The 14,032-nt window shown below is 62.3% G+C and carries 16 protein-coding genes and 1 other RNA gene; 10 read left to right on the top strand and 7 right to left on the bottom strand.

Annotation, left to right across the window (positions count from 1 at the left end):
* Positions 1–65 precede the first annotated feature (65 nt).
* Positions 66–1,160 carry a cell division protein ZapE gene (gene zapE / locus HU772_RS04545; RefSeq protein WP_186661589.1) on the top strand — a complete coding sequence of 365 codons (1,095 nt, stop codon included), beginning with the start codon at positions 66–68 and terminating at the stop codon, positions 1,158–1,160.
* A gap of 99 nt (positions 1,161–1,259) precedes the next feature.
* On the opposite strand, the gene HU772_RS04550 is transcribed toward zapE, so the two are convergent.
* Together HU772_RS04550 and HU772_RS04555 are read right to left on the bottom strand one after the other, a co-directional pair.
* Positions 1,260–2,156 (bottom strand): GlxA family transcriptional regulator, encoded by an 897-nt coding sequence (locus HU772_RS04550; protein ID WP_186661606.1) that lies wholly within the window; start codon positions 2,154–2,156, stop codon positions 1,260–1,262.
* Between the two features lie 281 nt (positions 2,157–2,437).
* Positions 2,438–3,478: an NADP(H)-dependent aldo-keto reductase gene (locus HU772_RS04555; protein WP_186661588.1), complete on the bottom strand. Its 1,041-nt coding sequence runs from the start codon at positions 3,476–3,478 to the stop codon at positions 2,438–2,440.
* 257 nt (positions 3,479–3,735) lie between these two features.
* Between HU772_RS04555 and rplM the strand changes: the two genes are divergently transcribed.
* From rplM to HU772_RS04590, 7 genes are all read left to right on the top strand, one after another.
* Complete coding sequence (gene rplM / locus HU772_RS04560) at positions 3,736–4,164, top strand: 50S ribosomal protein L13 (protein ID WP_008097538.1); 429 nt, start codon at positions 3,736–3,738, stop codon at positions 4,162–4,164.
* A gap of 14 nt (positions 4,165–4,178) precedes the next feature.
* Positions 4,179–4,571 (top strand): 30S ribosomal protein S9, encoded by a 393-nt coding sequence (gene rpsI / locus HU772_RS04565; protein WP_003260797.1) that lies wholly within the window; start codon positions 4,179–4,181, stop codon positions 4,569–4,571.
* A gap of 263 nt (positions 4,572–4,834) precedes the next feature.
* Complete coding sequence (gene petA / locus HU772_RS04570; protein WP_186661586.1) at positions 4,835–5,428, top strand: ubiquinol-cytochrome c reductase iron-sulfur subunit; 594 nt, start codon at positions 4,835–4,837, stop codon at positions 5,426–5,428.
* Complete coding sequence (locus HU772_RS04575) at positions 5,428–6,639, top strand: cytochrome b (RefSeq protein WP_186661605.1); 1,212 nt, start codon at positions 5,428–5,430, stop codon at positions 6,637–6,639. Before petA ends, HU772_RS04575 begins: the two co-directional genes overlap by 1 nt.
* The gene (locus HU772_RS04580; protein ID WP_186661585.1) at positions 6,639–7,418 is read left to right on the top strand and encodes a cytochrome c1; all 780 of its coding nucleotides are present in this window, start codon (positions 6,639–6,641) and stop codon (positions 7,416–7,418) included. The genes HU772_RS04575 and HU772_RS04580 overlap by 1 nt, the downstream gene beginning before the upstream one ends.
* A gap of 118 nt (positions 7,419–7,536) precedes the next feature.
* A complete protein-coding gene (locus HU772_RS04585; RefSeq protein ID WP_186661583.1) occupies positions 7,537–8,160 on the top strand; it encodes a glutathione S-transferase N-terminal domain-containing protein in 624 nt (207 codons plus the stop codon).
* A gap of 12 nt (positions 8,161–8,172) precedes the next feature.
* Entirely contained in the window at positions 8,173–8,604 is a 432-nt protein-coding gene (locus HU772_RS04590) for a ClpXP protease specificity-enhancing factor (protein WP_186661582.1), read from the top strand.
* Between the two features lie 46 nt (positions 8,605–8,650).
* Here HU772_RS04590 and HU772_RS04595 read toward each other — a convergent pair whose 3' ends face one another.
* The 5 genes from HU772_RS04595 to HU772_RS04615 form a co-directional block, all read right to left on the bottom strand.
* The gene (locus HU772_RS04595) at positions 8,651–8,869 is read right to left on the bottom strand and encodes a YgdI/YgdR family lipoprotein (protein WP_186661581.1); all 219 of its coding nucleotides are present in this window, start codon (positions 8,867–8,869) and stop codon (positions 8,651–8,653) included.
* 46 nt (positions 8,870–8,915) lie between these two features.
* Positions 8,916–9,494, bottom strand: a complete 579-nt coding sequence (locus HU772_RS04600; RefSeq protein WP_186661579.1) for a BON domain-containing protein — start codon at positions 9,492–9,494, stop codon at positions 8,916–8,918.
* A complete protein-coding gene (locus HU772_RS04605; RefSeq protein ID WP_011535550.1) occupies positions 9,491–10,084 on the bottom strand; it encodes a phosphoheptose isomerase in 594 nt (197 codons plus the stop codon). Before HU772_RS04605 ends, HU772_RS04600 begins: the two co-directional genes overlap by 4 nt.
* Positions 10,085–10,172: 88 nt before the next feature.
* Entirely contained in the window at positions 10,173–10,544 is a 372-nt protein-coding gene (locus tag HU772_RS04610; RefSeq protein ID WP_186661577.1) for a YraN family protein, read from the bottom strand.
* A complete protein-coding gene (locus HU772_RS04615) occupies positions 10,544–12,361 on the bottom strand; it encodes a penicillin-binding protein activator (RefSeq protein ID WP_186661575.1) in 1,818 nt (605 codons plus the stop codon). The genes HU772_RS04610 and HU772_RS04615 overlap by 1 nt, the downstream gene beginning before the upstream one ends.
* 174 nt (positions 12,362–12,535) lie before the next feature.
* Here HU772_RS04615 and rsmI point away from each other — a divergent pair, with 174 nt between their 5' ends.
* Both rsmI and rnpB read left to right on the top strand, forming a co-directional pair.
* Positions 12,536–13,426, top strand: a complete 891-nt coding sequence (gene rsmI / locus HU772_RS04620) for a 16S rRNA (cytidine(1402)-2'-O)-methyltransferase (protein WP_186661573.1) — start codon at positions 12,536–12,538, stop codon at positions 13,424–13,426.
* A gap of 67 nt (positions 13,427–13,493) precedes the next feature.
* An RNA gene (gene rnpB, locus HU772_RS04625) (RNase P RNA component class A) lies at positions 13,494–13,853 on the top strand.
* Positions 13,854–14,032: the final 179 nt, after the last annotated feature.

Genomic DNA, 14,032 nt, shown 5'->3' on the forward strand with positions numbered 1-14,032 from the left:
ATTGCCATCAGGCGGGCCGGTCGCTACAGTGACGGCCCGTTTTTTGTTGCCTCGCTAACGAAATCATGACTCCTCTAGAACGCTATCAAGCAGATCTGAAACGTCCCGACTTCTTCCATGACGCGGCGCAGGAAACTGCGGTGCGTCACCTGCAGCGCCTGTACGATGACCTGGTGCGCGCGCAGAACAACAAGCCGGGCATGTTCGGCAAGCTGTTCGGCAAGAAGGAGCAGACGCCGGTCAAGGGCCTGTACTTCTGGGGCGGGGTAGGGCGAGGCAAGACCTACCTGGTCGACACTTTCTATGAAGCGCTGCCGTTCAAGCAGAAGATGCGCACGCACTTCCACCGCTTCATGAAGCGTGTGCACGAGGAAATGAAGACCCTCAAGGGCGAAAAGAACCCGCTGACCATCATCGCCAAGCGCTTCAGCGAAGAGGCCAAGGTGATCTGCTTCGACGAATTCTTCGTCTCCGACATCACCGACGCCATGATCCTCGGCACCCTGATGGAAGAGCTGTTCAAGAATGGCGTGTCGCTGGTGGCCACCTCCAACATCGTGCCGGACGGCCTGTACAAGGACGGCCTGCAGCGTGCGCGCTTCCTGCCGGCGATCGCCATGATCAAGCAGTACACCGACGTGGTGAACGTCGACAGCGGCGTGGACTACCGCCTGCGGCACCTGGAACAAGCCGAGCTGTTCCACTTCCCGCTCAACGAGGCGGCGCACGAAAGCATGCGCGCCAGCTTCAAGGCGCTGACCCCCGAGTGCACCCAGGCCGTCGACAACGATGTGCTGATGATCGAGAACCGCCCGATCCATGCGCTGCGCACCTGCGACGATGTTGCCTGGTTCGACTTCCGCGCCCTGTGCGATGGGCCGCGCAGCCAGAACGACTACATCGAGCTGGGCAAGATCTTCCACGCCGTGCTGCTGAGCAACGTCGAGCAGATGGGCGTGACCACTGACGATATCGCCCGGCGCTTCATCAACATGGTCGACGAGTTCTACGACCGTAACGTCAAGCTGATCATCTCGGCCGAGGTGGAGCTCAAGGACCTGTACACCGGTGGTCGCTTGAGCTTCGAGTTCCAGCGTACCTTGAGCCGGCTGCTGGAAATGCAGTCCCACGAGTTCCTGTCGCGGGCACACAAGCCCTGAGGGCAGCGACAAGCCTCAAGCTGCAAGCCACAAGAAAAAGCCAGAGCAGATCGCGTAATGCTCTGGCTTTTTCTTGCAGCTTGCAGCTTGCAGCTGCTTTCAGGCCTCCTGCATGAATTGCTGCCGATACTGGTTCGGCGACAGCTCCGTGTGCTGGCGGAACAACCGGGCGAAGAAGCTCGCGTCGTCGTACCCCACCTCGTAGCTGATGGTCTTGATGCTCTTGCGCGTGCTCGACAGCAGGCCCTTGGCCGTCTCGATGCGCAGGCGTTGCAGGTAATGCAGCGGCTTGTCGCCGGTGGCGCTCTGGAACCTGCGCATGAAGTTGCGGATGCTCATGCCGTGGTTGCGCGCCACATCCTCGAAGCGGAACTTGTCGGCGAAGTGCTCCTCGAGCCAATGCTGGATCTGCAGGATGATCAGGTCCTGGTGCAGCTTCTGGCCGCCGAAGCCCATGCGCCCGGGCGTGTAGCTGCGCTGCACTTCATAGAGGATGTCGCGGGCCACCGCCCGGGCGACGTTCGCCCCGCAGAAGCGCTCGATCAGATAGATGTACAGGTCGCAGGCCGAGGTGGTGCCGCCTGCGCAGTACAGGTTGTCGGCATCGGTCAGGTGCTTGTCCTGATTGAGGCGGATCTTCGGGTAGCGCTCGGCGAAGCTGGCGAAGAAACGCCAGTAGGTGGTCGCCTCCTTGCCGTCGAGCAGGCCCGCCTCGGCCAGCCAGAACACCCCGCTGGCCTCGGCGCACAGCACCGCGCCACGGGCGTGCTGCTCGCGCAGCCAGGGCAGCACCTGCGGGTAGCGTTGCAGGAGATTGTCGAAGTCGTCCCAGAACGCTGGGAGAATGATCACGTCGGCATCGTCCAGGCCGCCGTCGACCGGTAGCTGCACGTTGCTGAAACTGTCCACGGGCAGGCCGTCCGGGCTCACCAGGCCGATCTCGAACATCGGCTGCAGGCCCAGGCCCAGCTGCTTGCTGTAGCGCAGGCTGGCCAGGTGGAAGAAATCCTTGGCCTGCATCAGTGTCGAGGCGAACACTTTATCAATGGCCAGGATGCTGACGCGCCGCAAGGACGCGGAGGGTTGGGTAAACATCATTGTCATTGTTCTTATAAGGGATAGTGGTCAATCACCGGCTGGATCGTCTTATGTTTTGGGGCAAGCTGCAAGCTTGAAGCTGCAAGCCACAAGAAAAAACCACAGCAGATCGCATACTGCTCTGGCTCTTTCTTGCAGCTTGCAGCTTGCAGCTTGCAGCTTAAAGCTTGCCGCTGCTCTTAAGGCGCCGGGTTGGGCTGCTCCTGATGCACCGCCTCGATCGCCGCCAGCAGCTCGTCACTCAGCGTCAGCGCCTGGCTGTCGATATTGCTCCGCAACTGCTCCAGCGTGGTCGCGCCAATGATGTTGCTGGTCACGAACGGCTGGCGGGTGACGAACGCCAGGGCCATCTGCGCCGGATCCAGGCCATGCTCGCGCGCCAGTTGCACGTAGCGGCTGCACGCTGCCACGGTTTGCGGGTTGGAATAGCGGGCGAAGCGGCTGAACAGGGTCAGGCGACCTTTCTCCGGCCGGGCGCCGTGCTCGTACTTGCCCGACAGCATGCCGAACGCCAGCGGCGAGTAGGCCAGCAACCCGCACTGCTCGCGGATCGCCACCTCGGCCAGGCCCACCTCGAAACTGCGGTTGAGCAGGTTGTAGGGATTCTGGATCGACACCGCGCGCGGCCAGCCACGGGTTTCGGCCAGGTGCAGGAACTTCATCGTGCCCCATGGGGTTTCGTTGGACAGGCCGACATGGCGGATCTTGCCGGCGCGCACCTGTTCATCGAGCACTTCCAGGGTTTCTTCCAGTGGCGTGAAGATGTCCTGGGGCAGGTGCTGGTAGCCCAGCTTGCCGAAGAAGTTGGTGCTGCGCTCGGGCCAGTGCAACTGGTATAGATCGATGCGGTCGGTCTGCAAGCGCTTGAGGCTTTCGTCCAGCGCCGCGACGATGTGCTGGCGATTGTGCTTGAGCTGGCCATCGCGGATATGGCTGATGCCGTTGCCGGGGCCGGCGACCTTGCTGGCCAGGATCCAGTGGTCACGGTCGCCGTTGGCGGCGAACCAGTTGCCGATGATGCGCTCGGTGGCGGCGTAGGTCTCCGGGCGCGGCGGCACCGGGTACATCTCGGCGGTGTCGATGAAGTTGATGCCACTGGCCTTGGCCAGGGCGATCTGTTCGAAGGCCTCGTCCTGGGTGTTCTGCTCGCCCCAGGTCATGGTGCCCAGGCACAGGGCGCTGACGTCGAGGTCGGTACGGCCGAGCTTGCGGTAATCCATCAAAAAATCGCTCCAGGCAAAGAAGCCCATAAAAGCAGGTTGAAATTTCTTGCGCAATCTGGATAATTCTGCAGCTCTTCGCGTGGCGGAAGTGATGCACCACCATGACTGAAGAACCTTTGTCGAACATTGGCGTGCCCGACCCGAGCCCCCAAAAGCGTCAGCGTTCGGCTGCGCGCTTGCCCTTGGCAAGTTGTGCACTATCCAGTAAGATTCGCCGTCTATTTTTCGCTGGGCGGCCTCTGAGGCTTTAGAGAATGAAAACTTTTACTGCTAAACCGGAAACAGTAAAGCGCGAGTGGTTCGTAGTCGACGCCGCTGGTCAGACCCTGGGTCGTCTGGCTACCGAAATCGCTAGCCGCCTGCGTGGCAAGCACAAGCCAGAATACACCCCTCACGTTGACACCGGCGACTACATCGTCGTCATCAACGCCGAGCAAATCCGTGTGACTGGTGCCAAGTCTTCCGACAAGATGTACTACTCCCACTCCGGCTTCCCGGGCGGTATCAAGGAAATCAACTTCGAGAAGTTGATCGCCAAGGCCCCTGAGCGTGTCATCGAAACCGCGGTCAAAGGCATGCTGCCGAAGAACCCGCTGGGTCGCGACATGTACCGCAAGCTGAAAGTGTACGCGGGTGCTGCTCACCCACACACTGCTCAGCAGCCTCAAGAACTGAAGATCTAACGGGATAGTTCATTATGTCGGCGACTCAAAACTACGGCACTGGCCGTCGCAAGACCGCAACCGCTCGCGTTTTCCTGCGTCCTGGTACCGGTAACATCTCCATCAACAACCGTTCCCTGGACGTGTTCTTCGGCCGCGAAACCGCTCGCATGGTTGTTCGCCAGCCGCTGGAACTGACCGAGACCGTTGAGAAGTTCGACATCTACGTCACCGTTTCCGGTGGTGGTGTCAGCGGTCAGGCCGGTGCGATCCGCCACGGTATCACCCGCGCCCTGATGGAATACGACGAAACCCTGCGTGGCGCTCTGCGTCGTGCTGGCTACGTCACCCGCGACGCTCGTGAAGTCGAGCGTAAGAAAGTGGGTCTGCGTAAAGCGCGTAAGCGTCCTCAGTACTCCAAGCGTTAATTTCGCTTCGGCAGTCGAAGAAGCCCGGTTCCTTTGGAACCGGGCTTTTTTTATGTCTTGAACTAACCTGTCAGCTAGTCCGTGGCCGTTTGTCGCATAGACGCAGATCAAGCAAAGCGAGGGTAGTGCCCCGACGAGCGGGTAATCACCTTGTCAGTGTGTGGATTTGTTCCTTACCATGGCGACCAATTTTTAGCGCCACAGACGTACCTAAGTAGATGCCTGTTCAAAACAGGCCAAGCAAGCTGATGGGAGAGGACTGAATGAGCAATGACGGCGTCAACGCAGGCCGGCGCCGCTTCCTCGTAGCCGCGACATCCGTGGTCGGGGCAGCGGGAGCAGTGGGGGCTGCGGTACCGTTCGTGGGGTCATGGTTTCCCAGTGCCAAGGCGAAAGCCGCAGGGGCACCGGTGAAGGTCAACATTGCCAAGGTCGAACCCGGGCAACAGATGGTGGCCGAATGGCGCGGCCAACCTGTATTCATCGTGCGGCGAACGGATGAGATTCTCGCCAATCTGAAAAAGATCGAAGGTGATCTGTCCGACCCGCAGTCGAAGGCGTCGGTTCAGCCGACCTATGTCGACCCCGAGGTGCGCTCGATCAAGCCCGAGATTCTCATCCTGGTCGGCTTGTGCACGCACCTTGGCTGCTCGCCAACCTTCCGTCCCGAAGTGGCGCCCGCCGACCTGGGGCCGAAATGGGTGGGCGGTTATTTCTGCCCGTGCCACGGCTCCCACTACGACCTGGCCGGTCGCGTCTACAAGTCCCAGCCGGCGCCTCTCAACCTGCCAGTGCCACCGCACTCGTACGAGTCGGACGACATCATCGTCATCGGCGTCGATCAGGAGAACGCATGATGAGCAAGTTCATGGAGTGGATCGATGCGCGCTTCCCCGCGACGAAGATGTGGGAAGAGCATCTGAGCAAGTATTACGCGCCCAAGAACTTCAACTTCCTGTATTTCTTCGGCTCCCTGGCACTGCTGGTGCTGGTCAACCAGATCGTCACCGGTGTGTGGCTGACCATGAGTTTCACCCCCTCGGCGGAAGAGGCCTTCGCCTCGGTCGAGTACATCATGCGTGACGTCGAATACGGCTGGATCCTGCGCTACCTGCACTCCACCGGCGCCTCGGCGTTCTTCATCGTGGTCTACCTGCACATGTTCCGCGGCCTGCTGTATGGCTCCTACCAGAAGCCCCGCGAGCTGGTCTGGCTGTTCGGCATGCTGATCTACCTGGCGCTGATGGCCGAGGCCTTCATGGGCTACCTGCTGCCATGGGGGCAGATGTCGTACTGGGGCGCCCAGGTGATCATCTCGCTGTTCGGCGCCATCCCGGTCATCGGTGACGACCTGACCCAGTGGATCCGTGGTGACTACCTGATCTCGGGTATCACCCTGAACCGCTTCTTCGCCCTGCATGTGGTGGCCCTGCCGATCGTGATCCTTGGTCTGGTGGTGCTGCATATCCTGGCCCTGCACGAAGTGGGGTCGAACAACCCCGATGGCGTGGACATCAAGAAGAAAAAGGACGAGAACGGCATTCCGCTGGACGGCATTCCGTTCCACCCGTACTACACCGTCAAGGACATCGTCGGCGTGGTGGTGTTCCTCTTCGTGTTCTGCGCGGTGGTGTTCTTCTTCCCGGAAATGGGTGGCTACTTCCTGGAAAAACCGAACTTCGAGCAGGCCAACGCGTTCAAGACCCCTGAGCATATCGCCCCGGTGTGGTACTTCACGCCGTTCTACGCGATCTTGCGCGCGGTGCCCGACAAGCTGTTCGGGGTCATCGCCATGGGTGCCGCGATCGCCGTGCTGTTCGTGTTGCCCTGGCTCGACCGCAGCCCTGTGCGCTCCATGCGCTACAAGGGCCTGCTGAGCAAGCTCTTCCTGCTGGTGTTCTGCGTGGCCTTCATCATCCTCGGCGTGCTCGGCGTATTGGCGCCAACCCCGGGGCGTACCTTGCTGTCGCAGGTGTGCACGGTGTTGTACTTCGCCTACTTCCTGCTGATGCCGTTCTACACAAGGCTCGAGAAGACCAAACCGGTTCCGGAAAGGGTGACTGGCTGATGAAAAAGTTGATTGCAGTATGCTTGCTGGCACTGATGCCTGGCCTGTCGTTCGCCGCCGAACATAGCCTGGAGCTGGACAAGGTCGATGTCGACCTGACCGACAAGGCCGCGATGCAGGATGGCGCGCGCACCTTCGCCAACTATTGCATGGGTTGCCACAGTGCCAAGTTCCAGCGCTACGAGCGCGTGGCCGACGACCTGGGAATTCCCCATGAGGTGATGCTCGACAATCTGGTGTTCACCGGCGCCAAGATTGGCGACCACATGAAGATCGGCATGCAGCCCAACGACGCCAAGACCTGGTTCGGCGCGGCGCCGCCCGACCTGACCCTGGTCGCCCGGGTGCGTGGCAACGACTGGCTGTACACCTACCTGCGCAGCTTCTATGAAGACAAGGCGCGGCCATACGGGGTGAACAACAAGGTCTTCCCCAATGTTGGCATGCCGAACGTGCTGGTCGGGCTGCAGGGCAACCAGGTGATCGGTTGCAAGCAGGTGCAGAGCGTGGTCGATGGCAAGAAGCAGTTCGACCCACTCACGGGCAGTCCGCTGACCCATGAGGCGTGTGACCAGCTGACCGTGGAGGAGAAATCCGGTACCCTGACGCCCGAGCAGTTCGACGAGAAGGTCAAGAACCTGGTGACCTTCCTGGCCTATTCGGCCAACCCGGTCAAACTGGAAAGCCAGCGCATCGGTACCTACGTGTTGCTGTTCCTGGCTTTCTTCTTCGTGTTCGCCTACTTGCTCAAGCGCGAATACTGGAAGGACGTGCACTGATCACGCAGTAGTTTCTGGTAGTTGAACGCGCCCGGGGCGCACTGGCAGGTCTGCCGGTGCGCCCCGGGCGCGTTTTCATTTACAGTTTCATTAAGCATCCCGTGCGAGGAGGCGCTACATGGGCGCGACCAACAGGTTAGCCTGCTATTCCGACCCCGCTGATCATTACTCCCATCGGGTCCGCCTGGTGCTCGCCGAGAAAGGCGTCACCGTGCAGATCATCGATGTTGCCGCTGATCGCCTGCCGCCCAAGCTGGTCGAAGTCAATCCTTACGGCAGTCTGCCGACCCTGGTCGATCGCGACCTGGCGCTGTACGAGTCGACCGTGGTCATGGAATACCTCGAGGAGCGTTACCCGCACCCCGCGCTGATGCCGGTATACCCGGTGGCGCGTGGCAACAGCCGCCTGTTGATGCACCGCATCCAGCGTGACTGGTGCAGCCTGGCCGACACCGTGCTCGATACGCGCAACAGTGAAGCGGCGCGGGCCCAGGCGCGCAAGGAGCTGCGTGAGAGCCTGACCGGCGTGGCGCCGCTGTTTGGTGAGATGCCGTGCTTCATGAGCGAGGAGCAAAGCCTGGTCGATTGTTGTCTACTGCCCATCCTCTGGCGATTGCCGGTGATGGGTATCGAACTGCCGCGGCAAGCCAAGCCGCTGCTGGATTACATGGAGCGACAGTTCGCCCGCGAGCCTTTCCAGGCGAGCCTGTCCGCTGCCGAACGTGAAATGCGCAAGGTTTAAGAGGAGCCGTTGATGAACTCCAGTCGCCCCTATATGGTTCGTTCGCTGTACGAGTGGATCGTCGACAACGATTGCACCCCCCATATGCTGGTCAATGCCGAGTACCCGTCGGTCCAGGTGCCGCAAGGTTTCGCCAGTGATGGCCAGATCGTCTTGAACATCTCTCCCAGCGCCGTGCGCAACCTGCACATGGACAACGAGGCGGTGAGCTTCGAAGGGCGTTTTGGGGGTGTCTCCCACTCGCTCTACGTGCCTTGCGGTGCGATCCTGGGTATCTACGCCCGGGAGAACGGCCAGGGCATGGTCTTCGAGCTGGAGCCGCCGCTGGATGATGAGGATGACCTCGACGACGAGAGTGTCGAGCCGGATGACCAGGGGCCGCCGGAAGGTGGTGGTCAACCGCCGCGACCCAGCGGTCGGCCGAGCCTTAAGGTGGTCAAGTAACAAAAAAGGCGATCCGGATGGATCGCCTTTTTTGTGTTCGCTCGGATCACAGGTCCTTGATGGTCTGTACCTGGTCCTTGTTGATGCGGGTCGGCTTGCCGTCGAGTTGCTTGAACTCGTAGAAGCCGGAGTTGCGATCATAGTGCGGGGTGTCGGTGGTCTGCAGCTCGCGGCCGTCGTTGAGGACGATGACGCTTGGGGTGGAGCAGCCGGCCAGGGTGGCGAAGGCGCCGATCAGCAGGGTGGGCAGCAACAACTTCTTCATGGGTGTTTCCTGGTGGGGTTGGTTCGCCGGCAGGCCGGCGAAAGGGTCAGTCGATGTATTCGAACAGCTTGACGATCTTTTGCACGCCCGACACGCCCTGCACCACATTGGTGGCGGCGTTGGCTTCTTGCTGGCGCACCAGGCCGAGCAGGTAGACGATGCCGTTTTCGGTGATCACCTTGATCCGCGAGCTGGGCACGCTCTCGTCGGTGAGCATCTGGGTCTTGATCTTGGTGGTCAGCCAGGCGTCATTGTTGCGCGCCAGGATCGATGACGGCTGCATCACTTGCAGCTCGTTGTGCACCTTCTTGACCCGCTGCACCTGGCCGGCGGTCTGCTCGGCGAGGGACTTGAGGTCGGCACGTGGGGTCTGGCCGGCCAGCAGGACCACGCCGTTGTAGCTGCTGACGACGATGTGCGAGCCCTTGTCCAGGTCCGGGTTGGCCTTGGCGATGTTGACCGAGACCTTGGTCTCGATCAGCGAATCGTCGATCTTGCTGCCGATGGTGCGGGTACCGCGGTCATCCTCGATCGGCGAGTTGCGCGCCGAGGTCAGGACCGAACTGCAGCCGGACAGGCCCAGGCACAGGGTGAGGGCCATCAGGCCGAGACGCTTGGGGATCATTCTTCACTCCCGAACAGTTGGCTGTCGATCAGGTCGCACAGGCAGTGGATCGCCAGCAGGTGGACTTCCTGGATGCGCGCGGTGACGGTCGAGGGGACGCGGATTTCCACGTCCTCGGGCAGCAGCAGCGAGGCCATGCCACCGCCGTCGCGACCGGTCAGGGCGACGACAATCATTTCGCGGTCATGCGCGGCCTGGATCGCCTGGATCACGTTGGCCGAGTTGCCGCTGGTGGAGATCGCCAGCAGAACGTCACCGGGCTGGCCCAGTGCGCGGATCTGCTTGGAAAACACTTCGTTGTAGCTGTAGTCGTTGGCGATCGAGGTGAGCGTGGAGCTGTCGGTGGTCAGGGCAATGGCCGGCAGGCTCGGGCGCTCGCGCTCGAAGCGGTTGAGCAGCTCCGACGAGAAATGCTGGGCATCGCCGGCCGAACCGCCGTTGCCGCAGGCGAGCATCTTGCCGTCGCTGAGCAGGGCGTTGACCATGACCAGGCTGGCCTGCTCGATGTGGGGTGCCAGGATGTCCATTGCCTGTTGCTTGGTGTCGATGCTGGCCTGGAACAGCCGGCGAATTCGGGATTGCATGTCCATCTGGTGTGACCTTAAGTGGGGCGGTGGCTGGCGCGGCGCGCAACAGTGACCAGCCCGCGAAACATAGAGCAAAAAAATCGAATAGGGTTCAGCATTCGAAGGCGTTTTTCAGCCATTGAAGCGGTTGCCCGGCGTGGCCCTGGCCCTGCAGCGCGACGACGTCGAAGCGGCAGGGGTGGTCGGCCCAACGGGGCTCGTGCTGCAGAAAAAGGTTGGCGGCAAGTACCAGTCGCTGCTGCTTGCGCCCATCGACGCTGCCGAGGGCTCCGCCGAACTGCGCGTGCCACCGGTAGCGGACTTCGACGAATACTACTGTATCGGCATCGAGCATGACCAGATCGAGCTCGCCACCCTTGCATCGCCAGTTGCGCGCCAGCGGCTGCAGGCCTTGCCCTTGCAGAAAGGCAAGGGCCTGGTCTTCAGCGGCTTGGCCTGCGCAGCTGGGCGATGCGCTGGGCATCAGCGCGGGGTGTCCGGCAGGCGCTTGACCTGGCCGCCGGCGAACTCGGCCCACGGCAACTGGCGCTCGACGCGCTGGCTGGCGTTCATGCTCAGGCTGCCGGACAAGCCTTCGATACGGTTGTCCGGCAGTGCCTTGAGTTGGCCCAGGCGTGGCGCCAGGCTGTAGGCGTCGACACCCATGGCGTACAGGCGGCCGAGGCTGCCGGCCGCTTGCGGCCACTGCTGCACGACCTGCTGGCGCAGGCTGTTGCTGGTGTCGAGCAGCCATGGCGTTTCGCAGAAGCGGATGCCGGTCATGTCGTTGTACTGGTTGACGTCGCCACTGGCGCTGTACAGGTTGGAAGTGGCGTACACCGGCACGTCGCCTGCGTACTGGAAGTTCAGGGTCGGCTTGATCTGCTGGGCCTGCTGCGGGGTCGAGGCGAGGAAGATGAAGTCGATGTCCTGGCGGCGCGACGGCTGCGCGGCGATGTTGCCGCCCACGGTGCTCTGCAGGCTCTTGGCGCGGGCTTCGCTTTGGCGCAGCTGGAACAGCTGGGCGATCTGCTGGGCGAGGGCGACGGGCTGGGCGATGCGCTCGGCGGCCAGCAGGGTGCCGCCATTGCTTTCCCAATCCTGGCGGAAGGCAGCCAGCACGCGGTCGCCCCATTCACCGCTCGGCACCAGTGCCACGGCACGGACCATGCCGTCGGCACGGGCGCGGCGGGCGACTTCGCGGGCTTCGTCTTCAGCGGCCAGGCCGAACTGGAACAGCTGTGGCGGGGCTTTCTGGCCGGCGTCGGCGTAGTTCAGCGCCAGGGTGGTGATCGGCAGCTGCGGGTAGGCGGCGAGCTTTTTCACCAGGGGTTTTTCCAGCGGGCCGACCACCAGTTGCACGCCGGCGGCCTGGGCCTGGCGATAGAAGTCGTCGAGCGAGGTGATGCGCGAGCTGTCGAACACCTGCACCGCCGGTGCCGGCTGGCCGCCTTGCTGGGCCTGGAAGTGGGCAGCCATGAAACCGTCGCGCAGGGCGCGGGCGACACCGGCCAGCGGGCCTTCCTGGGGCAGCAGCAGGGCGATCTTGGTCAGCGGTTGGCTGGCCAGCTCCTTGAGTTTGACCAGGGCCATGGGCAGCTGTTTGGCGGCCGGGTGGTCCGGGTGCTGGTTGCGCCAGGTGTCGATGGCGGCCTGTTGTTGCTCGAGGGTACCGGCGCTTTTCACGGCGAAGGCCAGGCTGGTCCAGCCGGCCAGGGTTTCGTTGGCGGCTGGCTGCTGCAGTTGCTCGGCGGGCAGTGAGGCGACCAGGGCCCAGATCGCATCATTGTTGCTGGCGGCGGCCTGGCCACTGAGCAGTGGGGTCAGTGCCACGCGCTGCTGGGCGGCGGCCAGGGCCTGGCCGTCAGCCTCGAGGGCGGCGGCATGTACGCTGTAGGTGCGCACTTGCTGCTCGTCCGGCAGCTCGCCGACCCGCTGCAGGCTGGGGTGGGCGAGGGCGGTCAGGGCGGCCTTGGGCTGGTTGCGGCTCATGGCGAGCTCGGCGGCCAGGGTCGAGGCGAACACTTGCTGGGCGGGCTTGAGCGGCTCCAGCGGCACTTGCTCGAGGATGTGCGCCGCACGGGGGAAATCCTTCTGCTTGTAAGCCAGGTCGGCGGCGCTCAGGCGCAGCAGGGCCGCGTCCTCGGCAGACTTGCTGGAAGCCGCCTTCTCGAGCAGCTGCTCGATGCTGGCGTCCGGGGTGCGTGGCAGTTCGCCCAGGCTGGATGAGGGCGAGCTGGCGCAGGCTGCCAGCAGGGCGGCGAGGCAGAGGGCTGTGAGCAGCCGCAGGCAAGCGATCATGTAAAGGTCCTATTACTCGATCAAGTTGGCCGGCAATTGTACCCAAGCCTCGCGTCCGGTGCGATCTTGCCGACGGTGAACCTTCACTATAGGTGGCTGGTGGGCGGCGCATGGCGAAGTTCTTTGCGCCCTGTTGCCAGCGCTCGGGCTACAATGGCGCACTTTGATCCGTGAATGCAGGTGTGCGCAGTGACTGATGTTGCAGGGGTTTCCAATTCCGCGTTGGGCAAGTTGTATGTCGTGGCCACGCCCATCGGCAACCTCGATGACATGAGTGCGCGGGCGCTGAAAGTCTTGGCGCAGGTCAGCCTGATCGCCGCGGAGGACACGCGCCACTCGGTGCGCTTGCTCCAGCATTTCGGCATCGACACGCCGTTGGCGGCGTGTCACGAACACAACGAGCGTGACGAGGGCGGTCGCTTCATCACCCGCTTGCTGGCGGGGGAAGATGTGGCGTTGGTGTCCGATGCCGGAACGCCGCTGATCTCCGATCCTGGCTATCACCTGGTGCGCCAGGCGCGCGCCGCTGGGGTCCAGGTGGTGCCGGTGCCGGGCGCCTGTGCTTTGATCGCCGGGTTGTCGGCGGCCGGGTTGCCGTCGGATCGCTTTATTTTCGAAGGCTTCCTGCCGGCCAAGGCCGCCGGGCGTCGGGCGCGCCTGGAGCAGGTCAGGGAAGAGCCGCGCACCTTGATCTTCTATGAGGCGCCGCACCGTATCCTGGAGTGCCTGCAGGACATGGAAGCGGTATTCGGCGGCGAGCGCCCAGCGGTGCTGGCCCGCGAGATCACCAAGACCTTCGAGACCCTCAAGGGCTTGCCGCTGGCCGAGTTGCGCGCGTTCGTGGAGGGCGACAGCAACCAGCAGCGTGGCGAGTGCGTGGTGTTGGTGGCGGGCTGGAGCGCCCCGGAAGGCGAGCAGGCGATCAGTGCCGAGGCTCAGCGCGTGCTGGACTTGCTGCTGGCCGAGATGCCGCTGAAAAAAGCCGCGGCGTTGGCGGCGGAAATCACCGGTGTGCGCAAGAACCTGCTCTACCAGCTGGCGCTGGAGAAACAGAAGGTCGACTAATGGCGTAATGACATTGTTTGTCGTCTCGCTTGTTCTCTGCCGCATGTCCCGGTAACCTTGGCGGCGGAGAGTCGATCGGACAGTCGCTGCCGTCTTTTGTTCCGCAAGAGGCGGGGGAGGAAAGTCCGGGCTCCATAGGGCAGAGTGCCAGGTAACGCCTGGGAGGCGCGAGCCTACGGAAAGTGCCACAGAAAACAACCGCCTAAGCACTTCGGTGCCGGTAAGGGTGAAAAGGTGCGGTAAGAGCGCACCGCACGGCTGGCAACAGTCCGTGGCTAGGTAAACCCCACTCGGAGCAAGACCAAATAGGGTTCCATACGGCGTGGCCCGCGTCGGAACCGGGTAGGTTGCTAGAGGCGTCCAGTGATGGCCGTCGTAGAGGAATGACTGTCCTCGACAAAACCCGGCTTACAGATCGACTCTCCACCTCTCCTTCCCTGCTTGAATCGATAGCAGATGTGTCCTGGTAATACCAAAAAGATCTTACTCTTAATAAATCACTTTAAGTTCGCACTCTATCCGCTTGAGTGTGTTTGATTTTTTCCGTCATTTTTCCTCCCTGGTATTCCTTCCGTCTTCCTTTGTTGCGCTAAATCGCCGTCCTGT

This window comes from Pseudomonas xantholysinigenes (assembly GCF_014268885.2).
Lineage (GTDB): Bacteria > Pseudomonadota > Gammaproteobacteria > Pseudomonadales > Pseudomonadaceae > Aquipseudomonas > Aquipseudomonas xantholysinigenes.

Excerpts from the sequence above, each read along its gene's own strand:
- zapE (WP_186661589.1), top strand. The coding sequence starts at position 66 with ATGACTCCTCTAGAACGCTATCAAGCAGATCTGAAACGTCCCGACTTC.
- HU772_RS04555 (WP_186661588.1), bottom strand. The coding sequence starts at position 3,478 with ATGGATTACCGCAAGCTCGGCCGTACCGACCTCGACGTCAGCGCCCTG.
- rplM (WP_008097538.1), top strand. The coding sequence starts at position 3,736 with ATGAAAACTTTTACTGCTAAACCGGAAACAGTAAAGCGCGAGTGGTTC.
- rpsI (WP_003260797.1), top strand. The coding sequence starts at position 4,179 with ATGTCGGCGACTCAAAACTACGGCACTGGCCGTCGCAAGACCGCAACC.
- petA (WP_186661586.1), top strand. The coding sequence starts at position 4,835 with ATGAGCAATGACGGCGTCAACGCAGGCCGGCGCCGCTTCCTCGTAGCC.
- HU772_RS04575 (WP_186661605.1), top strand. The coding sequence starts at position 5,428 with ATGAGCAAGTTCATGGAGTGGATCGATGCGCGCTTCCCCGCGACGAAG.
- HU772_RS04580 (WP_186661585.1), top strand. The coding sequence starts at position 6,639 with ATGAAAAAGTTGATTGCAGTATGCTTGCTGGCACTGATGCCTGGCCTG.
- HU772_RS04585 (WP_186661583.1), top strand. The coding sequence starts at position 7,537 with ATGGGCGCGACCAACAGGTTAGCCTGCTATTCCGACCCCGCTGATCAT.
- HU772_RS04590 (WP_186661582.1), top strand. The coding sequence starts at position 8,173 with ATGAACTCCAGTCGCCCCTATATGGTTCGTTCGCTGTACGAGTGGATC.
- HU772_RS04595 (WP_186661581.1), bottom strand. The coding sequence starts at position 8,869 with ATGAAGAAGTTGTTGCTGCCCACCCTGCTGATCGGCGCCTTCGCCACC.
- HU772_RS04600 (WP_186661579.1), bottom strand. The coding sequence starts at position 9,494 with ATGATCCCCAAGCGTCTCGGCCTGATGGCCCTCACCCTGTGCCTGGGC.
- HU772_RS04605 (WP_011535550.1), bottom strand. The coding sequence starts at position 10,084 with ATGGACATGCAATCCCGAATTCGCCGGCTGTTCCAGGCCAGCATCGAC.
- HU772_RS04610 (WP_186661577.1), bottom strand. The coding sequence starts at position 10,544 with ATGCCCAGCGCATCGCCCAGCTGCGCAGGCCAAGCCGCTGAAGACCAG.
- HU772_RS04615 (WP_186661575.1), bottom strand. The coding sequence starts at position 12,361 with ATGATCGCTTGCCTGCGGCTGCTCACAGCCCTCTGCCTCGCCGCCCTG.
- rsmI (WP_186661573.1), top strand. The coding sequence starts at position 12,536 with ATGCAGGTGTGCGCAGTGACTGATGTTGCAGGGGTTTCCAATTCCGCG.